Annotated in this window: 17 protein-coding genes; 6 read left to right on the top strand and 11 right to left on the bottom strand. The window is 69.6% G+C overall.

Translation table 11 applies throughout. The features are described 5' to 3' along the window. The first annotated feature begins 11 nt into the window (after positions 1-11). The 3 genes from FFI97_RS12630 to FFI97_RS12620 all read left to right on the top strand — a co-directional run bounded on the left by FFI97_RS12630 (position 12) and on the right by FFI97_RS12620 (position 3,071). Complete coding sequence (locus tag FFI97_RS12630) at positions 12-995, top strand: tripartite tricarboxylate transporter substrate binding protein (RefSeq protein WP_095744541.1); 984 nt, start codon at positions 12-14, stop codon at positions 993-995. Between the two features lie 25 nt (positions 996-1,020). Then, positions 1,021-2,355 (top strand): aromatic ring-hydroxylating dioxygenase subunit alpha, encoded by a 1,335-nt coding sequence (locus tag FFI97_RS12625; protein ID WP_139705789.1) that lies wholly within the window; start codon positions 1,021-1,023, stop codon positions 2,353-2,355. An 83-nt stretch (positions 2,356-2,438) separates the two neighbouring features. Next, complete coding sequence (locus FFI97_RS12620; RefSeq protein ID WP_139705791.1) at positions 2,439-3,071, top strand: phosphoribosyltransferase; 633 nt, start codon at positions 2,439-2,441, stop codon at positions 3,069-3,071. On the opposite strand, the gene FFI97_RS12615 is transcribed toward FFI97_RS12620, so the two are convergent. The 6 genes from FFI97_RS12615 to FFI97_RS12590 form a co-directional block, all read right to left on the bottom strand. Continuing rightward, positions 3,068-3,415: a DOPA 4,5-dioxygenase family protein gene (locus FFI97_RS12615; RefSeq protein WP_070059711.1), complete on the bottom strand. Its 348-nt coding sequence runs from the start codon at positions 3,413-3,415 to the stop codon at positions 3,068-3,070. The two genes, FFI97_RS12620 and FFI97_RS12615, sit on opposite strands and share 4 nt — an antisense overlap. A 7-nt stretch (positions 3,416-3,422) precedes the next feature. Continuing rightward, entirely contained in the window at positions 3,423-4,040 is a 618-nt protein-coding gene (locus FFI97_RS12610; RefSeq protein WP_139705793.1) for a DUF4166 domain-containing protein, read from the bottom strand. Next, positions 4,037-5,077, bottom strand: coding sequence for an SRPBCC domain-containing protein (locus FFI97_RS12605; RefSeq protein ID WP_139705795.1), 1,041 nt, complete (start codon positions 5,075-5,077; stop codon positions 4,037-4,039). Before FFI97_RS12605 ends, FFI97_RS12610 begins: the two co-directional genes overlap by 4 nt. Before the next feature lie 30 nt (positions 5,078-5,107). After that, the gene (locus tag FFI97_RS12600; protein ID WP_139705797.1) at positions 5,108-6,049 is read right to left on the bottom strand and encodes an SAM-dependent methyltransferase; all 942 of its coding nucleotides are present in this window, start codon (positions 6,047-6,049) and stop codon (positions 5,108-5,110) included. Positions 6,050-6,101: 52 nt separating this feature from the next. Then, positions 6,102-6,533 (bottom strand): thiol-disulfide oxidoreductase DCC family protein, encoded by a 432-nt coding sequence (locus FFI97_RS12595; RefSeq protein ID WP_139705799.1) that lies wholly within the window; start codon positions 6,531-6,533, stop codon positions 6,102-6,104. 67 nt (positions 6,534-6,600) lie between these two features. After that, the gene (locus tag FFI97_RS12590) at positions 6,601-7,203 is read right to left on the bottom strand and encodes a GbsR/MarR family transcriptional regulator (protein WP_139705802.1); all 603 of its coding nucleotides are present in this window, start codon (positions 7,201-7,203) and stop codon (positions 6,601-6,603) included. 134 nt (positions 7,204-7,337) lie between these two features. Between FFI97_RS12590 and FFI97_RS12585 the strand changes: the two genes are divergently transcribed. Next, positions 7,338-8,432, top strand: coding sequence for a PA0069 family radical SAM protein (locus FFI97_RS12585; RefSeq protein ID WP_139705804.1), 1,095 nt, complete (start codon positions 7,338-7,340; stop codon positions 8,430-8,432). Positions 8,433-8,542: 110 nt separating this feature from the next. Then, positions 8,543-9,028: a gluconokinase gene (locus FFI97_RS12580; RefSeq protein WP_139705816.1), complete on the top strand. Its 486-nt coding sequence runs from the start codon at positions 8,543-8,545 to the stop codon at positions 9,026-9,028. Between the two features lie 143 nt (positions 9,029-9,171). Here the strand turns inward: FFI97_RS12580 and gnd are convergent, their stop codons facing one another. Further along, on the bottom strand, positions 9,172-10,593 hold the full coding sequence (gene gnd / locus FFI97_RS12575) for a decarboxylating NADP(+)-dependent phosphogluconate dehydrogenase (RefSeq protein ID WP_139705806.1): 1,422 nt from the start codon (positions 10,591-10,593) through the stop codon (positions 9,172-9,174). Between the two features lie 143 nt (positions 10,594-10,736). On the opposite strand from gnd, the gene FFI97_RS12570 reads away from it, so the two are divergent. Next, positions 10,737-11,720: a helix-turn-helix domain-containing protein gene (locus FFI97_RS12570; protein WP_144004473.1), complete on the top strand. Its 984-nt coding sequence runs from the start codon at positions 10,737-10,739 to the stop codon at positions 11,718-11,720. Positions 11,721-11,727: 7 nt separating this feature from the next. Here FFI97_RS12570 and FFI97_RS12565 read toward each other — a convergent pair whose 3' ends face one another. From FFI97_RS12565 to FFI97_RS12550, 4 genes are read right to left on the bottom strand one after another with little or no spacing between them, the layout of a single operon-like run. Further along, entirely contained in the window at positions 11,728-12,513 is a 786-nt protein-coding gene (locus tag FFI97_RS12565) for an SDR family oxidoreductase (RefSeq protein ID WP_144004443.1), read from the bottom strand. After that, positions 12,510-13,103, bottom strand: a complete 594-nt coding sequence (locus tag FFI97_RS12560; RefSeq protein ID WP_139706844.1) for a cysteine hydrolase family protein — start codon at positions 13,101-13,103, stop codon at positions 12,510-12,512. Before FFI97_RS12560 ends, FFI97_RS12565 begins: the two co-directional genes overlap by 4 nt. After that, complete coding sequence (locus tag FFI97_RS12555) at positions 13,100-13,585, bottom strand: aromatic-ring-hydroxylating dioxygenase subunit beta (protein ID WP_139706842.1); 486 nt, start codon at positions 13,583-13,585, stop codon at positions 13,100-13,102. Before FFI97_RS12555 ends, FFI97_RS12560 begins: the two co-directional genes overlap by 4 nt. After that, complete coding sequence (locus FFI97_RS12550) at positions 13,582-14,937, bottom strand: aromatic ring-hydroxylating dioxygenase subunit alpha (RefSeq protein ID WP_139706840.1); 1,356 nt, start codon at positions 14,935-14,937, stop codon at positions 13,582-13,584. Before FFI97_RS12550 ends, FFI97_RS12555 begins: the two co-directional genes overlap by 4 nt. Positions 14,938-14,941: the final 4 nt, after the last annotated feature.

The raw sequence follows: 14,941 nt of genomic DNA, 5'->3' as shown, positions 1-14,941 counted from the left end.
GAAAACGCAAGATGTTCCACCAACGAAACATGGTCCGTGCCGCTGCAGGAGCCATTCTTTTGCTGTGCGCCGCGACAGCGGCGCTGGCGCAATCGTGGCCTGCGAAGCCGATCACGCTGGTCGTCGCCTACCCGGCCGGCGGCGACACCGACGCCATCGCGCGCACCTACGCCGAGAAGCTCGCGCAGCGCCTGGGTCAGCCGGTGCTGGTCGACAACCGCCCCGGCGCGAGCGGCATGATCGGCAACGCCTGGGTCGCCAAGGCGCCGGCCGACGGCTACACGCTGCTCTTCACGCCCAGCACCTTCCCCATCGCGCAGCACGTGCTCAAGGCCGGCCCCGGCGTGGCGCACGACGTGGTGAAAGACTTCACCCCCATCGTCAAGACCGGCAACATCCCGGTGCTGATGGTCACGGCGCCCACGAGCGGCATCCAGACCGTCGCGCAGCTCGTGGCCGGCGCCAAGGCCGGCAAGGCCTTCACCTACGGCACGCCGGGCGCGGGTTCGCCGATGCACATCGCGGGCGAGCTCTTCAACAAGGACGCCGGCGTGGCCATTGCACACGCGCCGTACCGCGGCGTGGCGCCGGTGGTCAACGACACGCTGGGCGGCCACGTGAGCGTGGGCTGGATCACGCCCGGCGCGGTGGCGGGCCACATCGCCGCCGGCAAGCTGGTGCCGCTGGCCGTGGCCGAGCGCCAGCGCACGAAGCTCATGCCCAACGTGCCCACCTTCCTGGAGCTGGGCTACCGCGACATGGACGTGAGCGCCTGGATGGGCCTGCTCGGCCCGAAGGCGATGCCGGCCGAGGTCGTGCAGACGCTCAATCGCCACGTCAACGAGATCCTGAAGATGCCCGACGTGCAGGCCCGCATGGCCGCGCTGGGCATCGAGCCCGTGGGCGGCGAGCCGGCCGTGCTGGCCCGCCAGATCGCCGACGACGACCAGCGCTTCGGCAAGCTGGTGCGCGAGTTCGGCATCCGCGCCGATTGACCCCCGACCCCGAAGGAGACGATGCATGTTGAGCGAAGAAAAGAACCGCCTGCTGACCGAAGTGGGTCCGGGCAAGCCCATGGGCGACTACCTGCGCCGCTACTGGCACCCGATCGCCGGTGCCAGCGAGTTCGACGACAAGGCCGTGAAGCCGCTGCGCATCCTCGGCGAGGACCTCGTGCTCTACAAGGACCTGAGCGGCAACTACGGCCTCGTCGACCGCCGCTGCCCGCACCGCAACGCCGACATGTCGTACGGCTACGTGGAGAAGTGCGGCCTGCGCTGCAGCTACCACGGCTGGCAGTACGACACCAGCGGCCAGTGCATCCACCAGCCCTTCGAAGAAACGCTGGACCCCGACGCGCGCATGCGCAAGAACACGAAGATCAAGGCCTACCCCGTGCAGGAAAAGGCCGGCCTGCTGTGGGCCTACATGGGCCCGCAGCCCGCGCCGCTGCTGCCCGACTGGGAACTCTTCAACTGCAAGAACGGTTTCGCGCAGGCCGTGTTCGCCGAGATTCCCTGCAACTGGTTCCAGTGCCAGGAGAACTCCATCGACCCCGTGCACTTCGAGTGGACGCACAACAACTGGACCACGCGCCTGCAGGGCGACGAAGGCCCCTACGTGCCCACGCACCTCAAGCTCGCCTTCGAGGAGTTCGAGCACGGCTTCGTCTACAAGCGCCTGCGCGGCGGCGAGCGCGAAGACAACGTGATGTGGACCACCGGCCGCGTCACGCTGTGGCCCAACGGCTTCTTCCTGGGCCACCACTTCGAATGGCGCGTGCCCATCGACGACCACCACACGCTGAGCGTGCTGTGGGTGCTCAGCCGCGTGCCCACCGAGCAGGAGCCCTATGTGCAGGAACGCATTCCCTCGTGGTACGGCCCCATCAAGGACCCGGCCACGGGCCGCTGGATCACCAGCCACGTCGCCAACCAGGACTTCGTGGTCTGGGTCGGGCAGGGCACCGTGACCGACCGCACGCGCGAGAAACTGGGCCAGAGCGACAAGGGCATCGTCATGATGCGCCGGCGCTTTTTCGAAGAACTCGAGTCGATGCAGTCCGACCCGTCGCACGAGCCGAAGGGCCTGATCCGCGACCCCGAGAAGAACCGCGATGTTTTACTGCCCTCGGCCTGCCGCGACGAGATGCTGCACGGCCTGCCGCGCGAGGAACTGGCCGCGCATCCGCTGTTGGGCCCGTACCTGAAGGACTTCTTCGGGCAGGCCGGGCAGCCCGACGATGTGCGCGTTGCCTACGAAGCGGCCATCGGCCAGAAGGTGGAAGGTGCGCGCTTCTTCAAGGTGCACGGCGGTGAGGCGGACACCGAGGTGGAGACACAGGAAGCCGCGTAACGCACGCCGCGATCCGGGTCTTTGCGCCGGGGCTCGCCTCGACGCGAACAGCGTGTGAACATCCCATTTCGGGAGAACACGCCGTGAAGTTTCGTGATCGCGCACACGCCGGCCGCCAGCTCGCTGCCTTGCTGCAGCGGCACGGCGGTTTTGCGGACGCCGTGGTGCTGGCACTGCCGCGCGGCGGCGTGCCGGTGGCCTTCGAGGTGGCCCGCGCGCTGCGCTTGCCGCTCGATGTGCTGGTGGTGCGCAAGCTGGGCCTGCCCGAACAACCCGAGTACGCCTTCGGCGCGCTCGCGGGCGATGGCGTGCCCGAGATCGACGAACACCTGGTGCGCACGCTGGACCTGCGTCCTTCGGAGATCGATGCCGTGGTCCGCACTGAACTCGCCGAGTTGGCACGCCGCACGCAGGTCTATCGTGGCGATCGACCGGCGTGCGAGGTGCAAGGCCGCACGGTGCTCGTGATCGACGACGGGCTTGCCACCGGCGCCACCATGCGCGCCGCGGTTCGCGGGCTGCGGCGGCAGGGCGCCGGCAGCGTCATCGCCGCCGTGCCCGTGGCGTCGCCCGAGGCCTGCGAGGCCTTGCAGCGCGAAACCGACGACGTGCTGTGCGTGCGCTGCCCGACGGTGTTCCGGGCGGTCGGCGCTTGGTATGAAGACTTCTCGCAGACGACGGATGAAGAAGTCTGCGCGCTGCTGGCGCAGACCTAGCGCCTGAACATCCGCAGATCGAGCGCGCTCTCTTCACCCAGCCACATCGCATGGGCCGTGTGGTCCGCGAAGTCGTCGCCGGTCACGCCGTGCACGAAGATGTCCAGGCCGTTGCGGTTGGCGTCGAGCCAGCCGATGACCTCGTCGAACTCGGCGGCGTCGAAGGCCAGCTGGCAGCTCCAGTGCGGGTGCGGACCGACGAGGCGTTCGTGCACCCGGCCCACCACCACCATCAGCTCGCGGCCGGCGCGCTCGCTGAGCTCGCGCGCCTGCGCCAGCGTGGCGGGGGCGAAGTAGATGTGGGCGTGGTACTGGGCGTAGAGGTTTTCAGGGCGGCGCGGCATGGTGGGCTCATTGTGAACCGAGGCGGAAGCGTCCGCTGTAGCGAAACACGTCGCCGAACCAGCGGTGGCGCAGCAGCATCTTCATCGTGAAGTGGTCGGGGTCGGACGGATCGGGCCGCTCCTCGACGTAGGCGGTGCCGAGAAAGAGGCCCAGCGGCAGCGGAATGCGCAGCCCCGCGAGGCGCCAGATGTAGCCCCGGTCGCGGAACACGAGCGCGCCGTCTTCCGCGCTCACCGCCAGGCGCATGCCGATGCCGAAGCGCACGTATTCGATCACCTCGCTGCCTTGCGCCCTGTCGTGTTCCATGTGCGAACGGAAATGGAAAGGCGGCCTGCCCGGGAAGTGGAAGACGCGGTCCCAGTAGAGGTGGGCGTTGTCGGGGTGGCAGCGGTAGTGCACCTCGATCGGCACCTGGGTACCCTGGTGCGGAACCAGCGCGCCGAACAGCCGGCCGAAGGGCATCAGCAGCGCGGCCCAGGGGGCGTGCCAGACCTCGCTCATCGCGCCGCGCACGCAGACGTAGTCGTCGGAGAACGGCGCCATCGTGTAGTGGCGGCGGATGACGTCGCCGAGCTGGTCCCATGCGGGGCCGAGCGCCTGCTGGAAGACGGGTGGCGCGCTCATCCCGCCACCGCCCCGGCGGCTTCGCTGCGCGCCTTGTAAAAGCGCAGGATGTTCTCGGAAGCGTCGCCGAGCAGGAACTGCATGACCGGGTCCGCATACCAGTTGAAGCGCGTGCTCAGCCGCCACGACACCGCGACGCGCAGCTCGGTGCCGCCGTCGCGCGGGGTCAGGGTGTAGGTGGCGTCGCGCAGGTCGAAATACTGGCCGCCGATCATCACGTGGTCGTCGAGCGCGCCGGCGGGGAAGGAGTCGGGCGTGAAGCGGAAGCGCCACTTCAGCAGGCGATCGGGCTGCCACTCGGTGACGACCTCTTCGAAATGCACGTTCTTCTGCCACTGCACCTGGCGCACGCGGCCCTCGGGCGTGTCGACGGTCACGCCCGACACCGGCATCGGCACGCCGACGCGGTAGGCCCACGCGTCGCCGACTTCGCTGGGGCGGATGTCGCGCGCGGCGTTGAGCTCGTGCCACACGCGCTCGGCCGGCGCCGCGATGAAGAGCGTGCGCGAGGTGTTCGAGAACTGGTCGGGGTTGGGCCATTGCGGCTCGATGCCGCCGAGCAGCAGCGGCACCAGGGCGACGCTGTACAGCGCGGGCTTGGGCCAGTTGGTGATGCGGCACACGATGCCCATGGCCAGCCCGCCGACGCTGCCCATCACCGCGAACAGCGGCACGATGAAGGCGGCGCAGATGATGCCCTCGATGAACACCATCAGCGTGCCGCCGACGAACAGCGCGGTGGCCACCCACGGCGCCCAGAGGTAGTAGCCCCAGCTGCGCCGCTCGATGCGCTCGGCCATGTACACCGTGACCGCGCCGCACGCCGCGGGCGCGAAATAGACGAAGGAGCCCAGCATCGCCGAGAAGGGCTCGCCCGGGCCGCCGCTGAAGACGAGGCGCAGCACGAGCGCCAGCGCCGCGCCGGCGAACATGGGCCAGAACCAGCCGAAGGGCATGCCGCGCACGGGCTTGGGGGCCGGCACTTCATCGTTGGCAGGCAGGTCGGCGAGTTTGCTGTCTTCGGGCTCGGTGCGCATGGAAATCTCTTCTCCTCTTTTTGTGATGTCTCAGCTGGCGCTGCGCCGGGCCGTCACCATGGCGTAGTCGAAGTCGCGCCAGAACATGCCCAGCGCGAGTGCGCAGTAGCTGGCCACGATGTGCTTGCGGCGCCAGGGGCTGAGCTTGCCGCGCGCCTTCCACAGTTCGGCCAGCGTGAAGCGGGTGGCCAGCACGGGGATGTGCAGCGCGCTCGGTGCCACGCGCCAGCGCAGCGAGGTGAACTCGATGTCCTCGAAGCCGTGCGCGCGCAGCGCGGCCGTGAAGTCGTCGCACTGGGCCAGCGTGGGCACGGCCCAGCTGTCGGCCCACAGGCGGTGCAGCCAGCCCGCGAGCCGGCCCGGCCGGCGGCGCAGCAGGAAGCCGTCGACCACCACCAGCCGCGCGCCGGGCTTGAGCAGTCGCGCGGCCTCGCGCACGAAGTCGGCCTTGGCGGTGCCTTCGGCGTAGCAGGCGCTTTCGAGCGCCCAGGCACCGTCGGCCTGGGCGGCGGGCAGGCCGGTGCGCGTGTAGTCGGCCTCGACGTGCGCGACGCGGTCGGCCACGCCGGCCCGGGCGTCGAGGCGCGCGGCGATGCCGTTCTGCACCGGCACGTTGGTCACCGTGACCGCATGCAGCGCGGGGTCGTCGCCGACCAGCGTGCGCGAGGTGGCGCCGGCGCCGCAGCCCAGGTCGACCACGCAGCGCGGGTCACGGGTGGCGGTGTCGAGCCGCAGCGCGCGGCCGACGGTGCGGTTCATCTCGATCAGCATGCCCTCGCGCCGCAGCGGGTTCAGGCCCAGGCGCCAGAAGCCGAAGTGCATGTTGTAGCTGGGGCTCCAGGCGCGGTAGTCGTCGGCGACCTCGGTGAAATAGTCCTGCGTGTCCTCGCGGCTCACATGGCCTTCGACCGCGGGCGGCGCAGGCCGCGCAGTGCCGGGCAGGCGGAAGTCGGGCTGGAAGACGTCGGGCATCGAAAACTCCTTCGGACGTGAGCGGGTGGGGTGTGACAGCGTGAGTGGTTTTTTAGAGCTTGCAGTGGTCGTCGGCACAGGTGGCTGGCGCGATCGCACCGTGCCCCGCGAGCCGCAGGACCAGCCAGCGCGGCAGCCGGTAGCGGTTGCGCGCCAGCACCGCGTAGGCGCGGTCGGCCAGCCGGCCGACCACCGGCAGGTCGAGCACCGCGCCGCCGGCCGGCAGGCCCACCGCGGCGCGGCAGGCGCGGATGGCGTCGACGCCCACGCGCAGTTGGCCTGCGGCATCGACCGCGTGCAGCGAACGCATCAGCGCCTCGCGCGGTGCCGGGCCGTGCGCGAAATCGATGGGCGAGCAGTCGACCAGGCGCAGCCGCTTCGCGCTGTCGCGCGCCTGCATGGCGCCCATTTCGGCCGTGCACAGCGGGCAGGTGGCGTCGAAATAGACGGTGAGCGGGTAGGTGGCGGGGGCGAAGCGGGTCATGGTGCTTTTAGTTCTCGATATTTCAGTCAAAACAGAAATAGGAAGGCAAAAAAAGACGCGGCCTTTCTCAGATCATGGGCAGGCTGGCGTGGTGCGCGTCGGGGTCGTCGCCCTTGCCCGCGCCAGGAGGGGCGGGGGGCGGTGCGCTGTCGCCGCGCACGAACTTCTGCACGCTGGCGCCGAGCGTGAGCACCTTGTCGAGCGTGCCGGGCGACAGCCGCAGCATCTCGTCGGCCCAGGTGGCGAGCTTGGTCATGAGGTCCATGGTGGAGCGGATGCGGTCTTGCGCATCGGGCGGCTCCTTCTGGAAATCAGGGCTGGAAACGATCTCGCGCAGCACGCGGATGGTGGGGTCGAACTCGCGCTCCTTGCGCTCGCGCACCACGGTGCGGAACAGCTCCCACACGTCGACGCTGGTCTCGAAGTAGTCGCGCCGGTCGCCCAGCGTGTGGGTGACGCGCACGAGATTCCAGGCCTGCAGTTCCTTCAGGCTGTTGCTGACGTTGGAGCGGGCCACGCCCAGCGTTTCCGACAGCTCTTCGGCGTGCATCGGCTTGCCGTGCGCGAAGAGCAGGGCGTGGATCTGCGAGACCGTGCGGTTCACGCCCCACATGGAGCCCATCTCGCCCCAGTGCAGGACGAACTTGCGTTGAATGTCGGTGAGTTCCATGGCGTCGAGTTTAGGAATTCCTGAATTTCTGTCAAGACAGAAATAAAAAACTCTGCATGGCGGCCGCAAAAGTGAAATACTGTATGAATAAACAGTTGTTCGCCTTGTTTCCTGTTTCCTTCCAAGGACTCGCCATGCCCGCCGCCCAGGTTCCCATCCACATCATCAAGGGCCGAGGCGCGGCCACGCGGCTCGCGCACCGGTTCTCCAAGGACGAACGCGACGCCTTCGACGACGGCTGGGGCACGCTGGAAGACGGCGAGGCCGAAGCCGCCGGGCTGTTGCCACTGGCCACCGAGGTGCGCTTCGAGGACGTGAAGTCGGTGCTCAGCAGCAACGAGTCGCCCGACATCCCCTTCGACCGTTCGCTCAACCCGTACCGCGGCTGCGAGCACGGCTGCATCTACTGCTTTGCGCGGCCCACGCACAGCTACCTGAACCTGTCGCCCGGCCTCGACTTCGAGACCAAGCTGATCGCCAAGCGCAACCTCGTCGAGGTGCTGCGCGCCGAGCTCGGGCGCAAGGGCTACCGCCCCAGCAACCTCGCCATCGGCACCGCCACCGACTGCTACCAGCCCATCGAGCGCGAGCTGCGGCTCACGCGCGGCGTGATCGAGCTGCTGAGCGAGGTGCGGCATCCGTTCGCGCTGGTCACCAAGTCGAGCGCGGTCGAGCGCGACCTCGACCTGATCGCGCCCATGGCCGCCGACCGGCTCGCGGCCGTGTACGTCACGATCACCACGCTCGACGGCGAACTGGCGCGCAAGCTCGAGCCGCGCGCCGCCGCGCCGCACCGGCGGCTGCGCACCATCCGCACCCTGGCCGAGGCCGGTGTGCCGGTGGGCGTGAGCGTGGCGCCGCAGATTCCGTTCATCACCGAGGACATGGAGCAGGTGCTCGAAGCCGCCTGGGAGGCCGGCGCGCGCAGCGCCTTCTACACCGTGGTGCGGCTGCCGTGGGAGGTGGCGCCGCTCTTCAAGGAATGGCTCGAGTTGCACTACCCGCAGCGCGCCGAGCGCGTCATGGCGCGCATCCACGAGATGCGCGGCGGCAAGGACTACGACGCCGACTTCGCCACGCGCATGAAGGGCAGCGGCCTGTGGGCCGACCTGATCCACCAGCGCTTCCAGAAGGCGACGCACCGGCTGGGCTTCAACCGCGAGCGGATCGCGCTGGACACCGGGGCCTTTCGCCCGCCCGGCGCCGTGGGGCAGGGCAGCCTGTTCTGAATACCGCGCCGACGCGGTAGATTCGTGGCCGTGCCGGTCTCGGCACGCATTCGGCATCGGCTGCTTCAAACAAGGTCAAGGGCGCGCATGAACAGGGCTGGCTCGTGGTGATGGGGGTTTCGGGCTGCGGCAAGTCCAGCATGGGCGCGGCGCTGGCCACCGCGTTCGGGCTGCCGCTGATCGAGGGCGACGACCACCATCCGCCCGCCAACGTCGACAAGATGAGCCGCGGCATCGCGCTCACCGACGCCGACCGCGCCGGCTGGCTGGCCACGCTGGGCCGCGCCCTGGCCGACGCGCCGCAGGGCGCCGTCATGACCTGCTCCGCGCTCAAGCGCAGCTACCGCGACCAGTTGCGCGCCGCCGCGCCGGGCCTGCGTTGCGTGTTCATGCAGATCGACCGCGCCGAAGCCGAGCGCCGCGTGGCCGCGCGCGCGGGCGCCGGGCTGCACATGTTCCCGGCCAGCCTCGTGGCCAACCAGTTCGCCACGCTCGAATCGCCGGTGGGCGAGGCCGGCGTGCTGGCGGTGGATGCGACGGCGCCGCTGGCGCAGTCGGTCGGCGTGGTGCGCGACTGGCTGGCCGACGCCGGCTGAGTCGCATCACCTGAAGAGGCGGCGAGCGGGCATTCACCAGAAACACCGCGGAACCGGCTTCGCCGGGCCGCTGGTGTTGCCCCCGGTAGGGGGTTGGCGAAGCGACACGAAGTGCGCGAAGCCTGGGGGCGAGCCCAATTTATTTATTCGATGACTTCGGGCCAGTCCGTGTGGAAGAACTGGCCCTCCGGCTTGTCGACACGCTCGTACGTGTGCGCCCCGAAGAAATCGCGCTGCGCCTGCAGCAGGTTCGCGCTCAGGCGCGCCGTGCGGTAGCTGTCGTAGTAGGCCAGCGAGGCGCTGAAGGCCGGCACCGGAATGCCGTTGCTCACCGCCAGCGCCACCACCTCGCGCCAGTTCTGCTGCGTGCGGTTCAGCAGGTCTTGAAAGAACGGGTCGAGCATCAGGTTGCCCAGCGCCGGGTCGCGGCGGAAGGCGTCGGTGATGCGGTTCAAAAAGCGCGCGCGGATGATGCAGCCGCCGCGCCAGATCGAGGCGATGCCGCCCAGGTCGAGCTGCCAGCCTTTCTTTTCGCCCATCGTCTGGATCAGGTCGAAGCCCTGCGTGTAGCTGATGACCTTCGAGGCGTAGAGCGCGTCGTGCACCTTGGCCACCAGCGCCTTTTTCTCCAGCGACAGTTCGATCTTCGGCCCCTGCAGCAGCTGGCTGGCCGCCACGCGCTGCTTCTTCTGCGACGACAGCACGCGCGCCTCGACGGCGGCGTTGATGGTGCTGATGACCACCGCGTTCTCGGCCGCGTTCAGCAGCGTCCACTGGCCCGTGCCTTTCTGGCCGGCCTTGTCCAGGATGAGGTCGACCACCGGCTGGCCCGTTTCCGGGTCTTTCTGCTCGAGCGCCTTGGCGGTGATCTGGATCAGGTAGCTCTGCAGCTCGCCCTCGTTCCATTCGTTGAAGATCGTGGCCATCTCGTCGGTCGTGAAGCCGGCCGCCTTGAACAGGCTGTAGGCCTCGCAGATCAGCTGCATGTCGCCGTACTCGATGCCGTTGTGCACCATCTTCACGTAGTGACCCGCGCCGCCCGGGCCGATGTGGATCACGCAGGGCTCGCCGTCCACCTTGGCCGCGATGCTCTCGAAGATCGGCTTCATCACCTCCCAGGTCGACGCCGGGCCGCCCGGCATGATCGACGGCCCCTTGCGCGCGCCTTCCTCGCCGCCCGACACGCCCGCGCCGATGAAGCGCAGGCCCTTGGCTGCAAGGTAGGCGTCGCGGCGTTCGGTGTCGGTGTACAGGCTGTTGCCGCCGTCGATGACGATGTCGTCCTTGTCGAGCAGCGGAATGAGCTGCTCGATCACCTGGTCGACCGGCGCGCCGGCCTTCACCATGATCTGGATCTTGCGGGGCTTGGCCAGGCTCTGGACGAACTCCTCGAGCGTCTTCGCGCCCACCAGCTGCTTGCCGGGGTTGGCGGCAATGAAGGCCTCGGTGGTGGCTTCGGTGCGGTTGTAGACGCTGACCTGGAAGCCGCGGCTTTCCACGTTCAGCACCAGGTTCTGTCCCATCACGGCCAGGCCGATCAATCCGAAATCGCTTTGCTTGCTCATGTGTGCCGGGCCCTTCGTGCGTGTGCGGTGGATGAAGCGGGCCATTGTGCCGGGCACCCGCGCGCCGCGGCGTCGGAGGGCGTCTATACCCGCTTGGCAAACGGGTCCGGGCTGGCTATGTTGGCGGGATGACTTCCGCAGCCATGCCCGCAGCCCCTGCTGCGATCCACACCTGGTCGACCGACACCGTGCCGCCGCCGCAGCGGCTGGACTACTGGATCGGCGCGGTCTGCGAAGGCTTTCTCGAAATGGACGTGACCAGCCCGCTGGCCGGCCGCTTCGGCGCCTCGCTCGAATCCGCGCCGCTCGGGCCGCTGCACGTGAACCGCGTGCGCGGCAGCGCGCAGGACGTGTACCGCACGCGCCGCGCCATCGCCCACAGCCGCCACAACTTCTACTACCTGCTGTGCAAGGCCGACTCGCCCTGGGTCGCGGTGCAGGAAGAGCGTTCGGCGCGCCTGCTGCCCGGCGACGCGGTGCTGGTCGATTCACGGCGCTGCTACGCCTTCCACCTGCAGCAGTCGGCCGACACGGTGTCGATCGAGCTGCCGACAGCGTGGGTCGAGTCGTGGCTGCCCGATGCCGGCGACCACGTGGCGCGCCGCATCGACGGGCACAGCGGCTGGGGCGCGGCGCTCAGCGGCTTCGCGCAGGCGCTGTCGCCCGAGGTGGCCCTGCGGCCACCGCTGCCGGCGGCGTTGCTGGCCGATCAGCTCGGCGGCCTGCTGGCCCTGGCGCTCGGCCCGGGCGGCGGCGCAGCGCTGCCCGATCCGTGCGGCCGCGCCGCCTTGCGCCAGCGCGTGCTCGACGCCACCCGCGAGCGCCATGCCGAGCCGGGCCTCACGGCCGCGGCCGTGGCGCAGGGGCTCGGCATCTCGGAGCGCAGCCTGCACCGCTGCCTGGCCGAAGGCGGCGGGGCAGGGCACAGCGCCACCACCTTCGCCAACGCGCTGGCCGCCTGCCGCATGCAGGTGGCACAGCGCATGCTGGCCGATGCGCGCTTCGACCGCCTGAGCGTGGCGCAGATCGGCCTGCGCGTCGGGCTGGCCGACGCCTCGCATTTCGTGCGCCTGTGCCGCCGCCACCTGGGCGGCACGCCGGGGGCGCTGCGGCAGTCGCGCGACTGAACGGCGGCTACGCCTCGAACCAGTCGCGCGCCGAGCGTCCCTGGTCGGGCCCCAGCATCGAGAAGCCGCCGTCGACCGGGATGTCCGCACCGGTCACGAAGCGCGCCGCGTCCGAGCACAGGAACAGCACCACCTGCGCCACGTCGTCGCCGTCGCCCACGCGGCCCAGCGGGTGCATCGGCGCGCCGACGCGGTCGGCGCGTGCGCGGTCGCCGTCCGTCATGCGCGACAGCGCGTCCGACCACGTCCAGCCCGGCGACACCGAGTTCACCCGCACGCCTCGCGGCGCCAGCGTGGCGGCCTGGTTGCGCGTGAGCTGCAGGATGGCCGCCTTGGCCGCGGGGTACAGCGCCCGGCCCGCCGCGCCGAACTTGCCGCCGACGCTGCCCATGTTCACGATGGCGCCGCCGTGCGCGGCCAGCGCGTCGGCAGTCTTCTGCACCAGCATCGCGCCGGAGACCAGGTTGACGTTCAGCGCGGCCAGCCAGTCGGCGCGCGCGGCTTCCAAGCCTGCATCGCCGTAGACCACGGCGTTGTTGATGAGAAAGTCGATGCGGCTCTCGGTGCGCAGCGTGCCGGCCACGAGCGCATCGAGCGCGTCGTCCGAGGCGATGTCGCAGGCGACGAAGCGGCAGCCCGCGCCCACATCGGCCGCCAAGGCGGCGCCGCGCGCCGTGTCGATGTCGACCGCCACCACGCGCGCGCCGGCCTGCACGAAGGCGCGCACGATGGCGCTGCCCAGCAGCGCGGCGGCGCCGGTTACTACGGCGACCTTGCCTTGCAGCGTCGTCATGACCGGCCTCCCATCTGCGCGACCGCGTCGTCCACGTGGATCACGTCCGCGAGCATGGCCAGTGTTTCGAGGCTCGCCGCTTGCAGGTGCGCCTGCGCGGTGCTGCAGGCGTCGGCGACCACTGCCACGTCGTAGCCCAGGTCGCTCGCATGGCGCGCGCCGTGCTCGACCACGTGGTTGGTCGCGATGCCGGCCACGTACAGGCGGCTGGCACCGGTGGCGCGCACGGCGTCTTCGAGCCCGCTGGCCCAGAAGGGGTTGTTGCGCTTGTGGGTGACGACGGCTTCGCCCGGCCGCGGCGCGAGTTCGTCGTAGAACCCGGCTCCCCAGCTGCCTTCCTGCACGGCGCCGCTTTCGGCCACGCGGCGGAACAGCGTGCAGTTGCGCAGGCAGTCCGAGTAATCCGGTGCGAAGGCGATGCGCACGAAGATCACCGGCACGCCGTTCGCGCGCGCCCCGGCGATGAGCCGTGCGGCCGAGGCGATGAGGCGCGGGCGCGCGGGGTCGTCGGCGGCCACGCCCACGCGCACCTTGCCGTCGACGTGCAGCACGTCGTTCTGGTAGTGCATCGCCAGCAGCGCGGCCTTCACAGGAACACCTGCAGGGCTTCGTGCGGCGCGTCGCAGTTCACGAGGTCGATGCGCTTGGTCTGGATGCGCCAGCCGTCGTCGGCGCGGCGCAGCGTGTGCAGCACGCTGCCGCCGAAGGTGCGCTGCTCGGTCTTGCGCCACTCCAGCAGCAGGAAGGTCGAGCGCACGGTGCAGCCCGCGTCGTCGCGTGCTTCGAGCGCGATGTTGCCCAGCACGTGCACGGTGCGCGTGGGCGGCTGCTGCGAGTAGGCGCGGGCCTGCTCGAGCCGCCGCGCGCGCATCGAGCGCAGCAGGGCGTCCTCGCAGAACAGCGAGGCATGGTTGAGGTGGTCGGCCTGGCCGTGCGCCAGCGGCACCCAGTACAGGCCGTCGGGCGTGAAGAGCTTCTGCCATTCGTCCCAGCGGTGCTCGTCGAGCAGGCGTGCCTCGTGGTGCAGGAACTGCGTGAGGTCCTGCTGTTCGTTCCAGTCGCGGAAGTTCATTCGGCGCTCCCGGTCTGTGCGCCCGTGTCGACGCCCATGTACCCGGCCCACGCCGCGAACATGTTGCGCGAGGGCATCTCGCTGTTGCCGTTGGACGCGCGCCCGCCCGGCAGCGGCTGGTCGCGCCCGGCGGCGCGGTGCATGCTCACCCAGTCGCCGCCGTCGGAGCCCAGGCCTTCCTGCACGCGGTTGTAGGCCTCCAGGTCGTCGGGCATCACGTTCGACGAGGGCGAGTTCACGATGTTGGTGTACTTGAGCGTGCGCTGGAAGGTGGCCTCCGGCGCGCCCTTGAGCCGGAAGCTGAAGATCTCGACCAGCGTGCGGTCCACCGACAGCGGCCGTATCACGCGGATCTGCTGGAACGAGGTGTGCGGCGAGCAGCTCGGGTACACGATGGTGTTGTGCCGGTTCACGCGCAGGATCGCGTCGGCCTGTTCGGCGCCCTTCGCGGCTTCGAGCGAGGCCACGTAGGCCAGGCTCACCGGGTCGGTGGGCGGCACGAAGATGCCTTCCATGAAGCCGTGGCCGTGGTCGTAGCCCTTGAGCTCCAGCTTCTCCCAGAACTCCAGCGGCTCGCCGTTGCCGTCGACGATCACCACCTCGAAGGGCTTGGGCGTGCCGGCCGGCATGGCCTCGTGCTCTTCCTTGGCCGCGCGCCACGACGACTCGTGCGTGGCCACGGCGTGGATGGTGTCGTGCAGGTTCTCGAAGAAGATCTTCCAGTTGTTGCGCTGGATCACGCGCTGAACGCCGCCGGCCACTTCCACTTCGCCCTCGGGCGCACGGTCGCAGAAGTTGTCGAGCGACGTGGCCACGCCGCCCAGGAACTCCTTCAGCTCGGGCCCGTCTTCCGACAGGCTGGCGAAGACGAAGCCGCGGTGCGTGGCCACGCGCGCTACCTTGCGCACGCCGTACTGCGGGTCTTTCAGGTCGAGCGCGGTGCATTCGTAGCCGCTGCGCAGCGGCACCGACAGCAGGCTGCCGTCGCACTTGAAGGTCCAGCCGTGGTACAGGCAGCGCAGGAACTTGCCGGCGCTGCCGCTGCCGTCGGGCACGAGCTTGGCGCCCTTGTGCGGGCAGCGGTTGAACATCACGTGCACCTGGCCGTCGGTGTGGCGCACCATCACCACGGGCTCGCGGCCCAGGCGGGTGGTGAAGTAGTCGCCGGGCTTGGGCACCTGGCTTTCGTGGCCGATGTAGATCCAGGCCTGGCCGAACACGCGGTCCATTTCCAGCTCGAAGATGGCGGGGTCGGTGTAGACGCGCTTGTGCACGCGGTCGGGCTGCACGAGCGACTGGATGTCGATCGGGCTTGTCGCCGCTATGGGGATGATGGGGATCACGGAATTCATCGGG

The organism is Variovorax sp. KBS0712, assembly GCF_006323185.2.
GTDB classification, from domain to species: Bacteria; Pseudomonadota; Gammaproteobacteria; order Burkholderiales; family Burkholderiaceae_C; genus Variovorax; species Variovorax boronicumulans.
This window is presented reverse-complemented; position numbering and strand designations above follow the sequence as displayed.

Bases quoted from the DNA above. Each gene is read 5' to 3' on its own strand.
- FFI97_RS12600 (WP_139705797.1), bottom strand. From the start codon at position 6,049: ATGCCCGACGTCTTCCAGCCCGACTTCCGCCTGCCCGGCACTGCGCGG.
- FFI97_RS12625 (WP_139705789.1), top strand. From the start codon at position 1,021: ATGTTGAGCGAAGAAAAGAACCGCCTGCTGACCGAAGTGGGTCCGGGC.
- FFI97_RS12595 (WP_139705799.1), bottom strand. From the start codon at position 6,533: ATGACCCGCTTCGCCCCCGCCACCTACCCGCTCACCGTCTATTTCGAC.
- FFI97_RS12550 (WP_139706840.1), bottom strand. From the start codon at position 14,937: ATGAATTCCGTGATCCCCATCATCCCCATAGCGGCGACAAGCCCGATC.
- FFI97_RS12590 (WP_139705802.1), bottom strand. From the start codon at position 7,203: ATGGAACTCACCGACATTCAACGCAAGTTCGTCCTGCACTGGGGCGAG.
- FFI97_RS12570 (WP_144004473.1), top strand. From the start codon at position 10,737: ATGCCCGCAGCCCCTGCTGCGATCCACACCTGGTCGACCGACACCGTG.
- FFI97_RS12610 (WP_139705793.1), bottom strand. From the start codon at position 4,040: ATGAGCGCGCCACCCGTCTTCCAGCAGGCGCTCGGCCCCGCATGGGAC.
- FFI97_RS12580 (WP_139705816.1), top strand. From the start codon at position 8,543: ATGGGGGTTTCGGGCTGCGGCAAGTCCAGCATGGGCGCGGCGCTGGCC.
- FFI97_RS12565 (WP_144004443.1), bottom strand. From the start codon at position 12,513: ATGACGACGCTGCAAGGCAAGGTCGCCGTAGTAACCGGCGCCGCCGCG.
- FFI97_RS12555 (WP_139706842.1), bottom strand. From the start codon at position 13,585: ATGAACTTCCGCGACTGGAACGAACAGCAGGACCTCACGCAGTTCCTG.
- FFI97_RS12605 (WP_139705795.1), bottom strand. From the start codon at position 5,077: ATGCGCACCGAGCCCGAAGACAGCAAACTCGCCGACCTGCCTGCCAAC.
- FFI97_RS12630 (WP_095744541.1), top strand. From the start codon at position 12: ATGTTCCACCAACGAAACATGGTCCGTGCCGCTGCAGGAGCCATTCTT.
- FFI97_RS12615 (WP_070059711.1), bottom strand. From the start codon at position 3,415: ATGCCGCGCCGCCCTGAAAACCTCTACGCCCAGTACCACGCCCACATC.
- gnd (WP_139705806.1), bottom strand. From the start codon at position 10,593: ATGAGCAAGCAAAGCGATTTCGGATTGATCGGCCTGGCCGTGATGGGA.
- FFI97_RS12585 (WP_139705804.1), top strand. From the start codon at position 7,338: ATGCCCGCCGCCCAGGTTCCCATCCACATCATCAAGGGCCGAGGCGCG.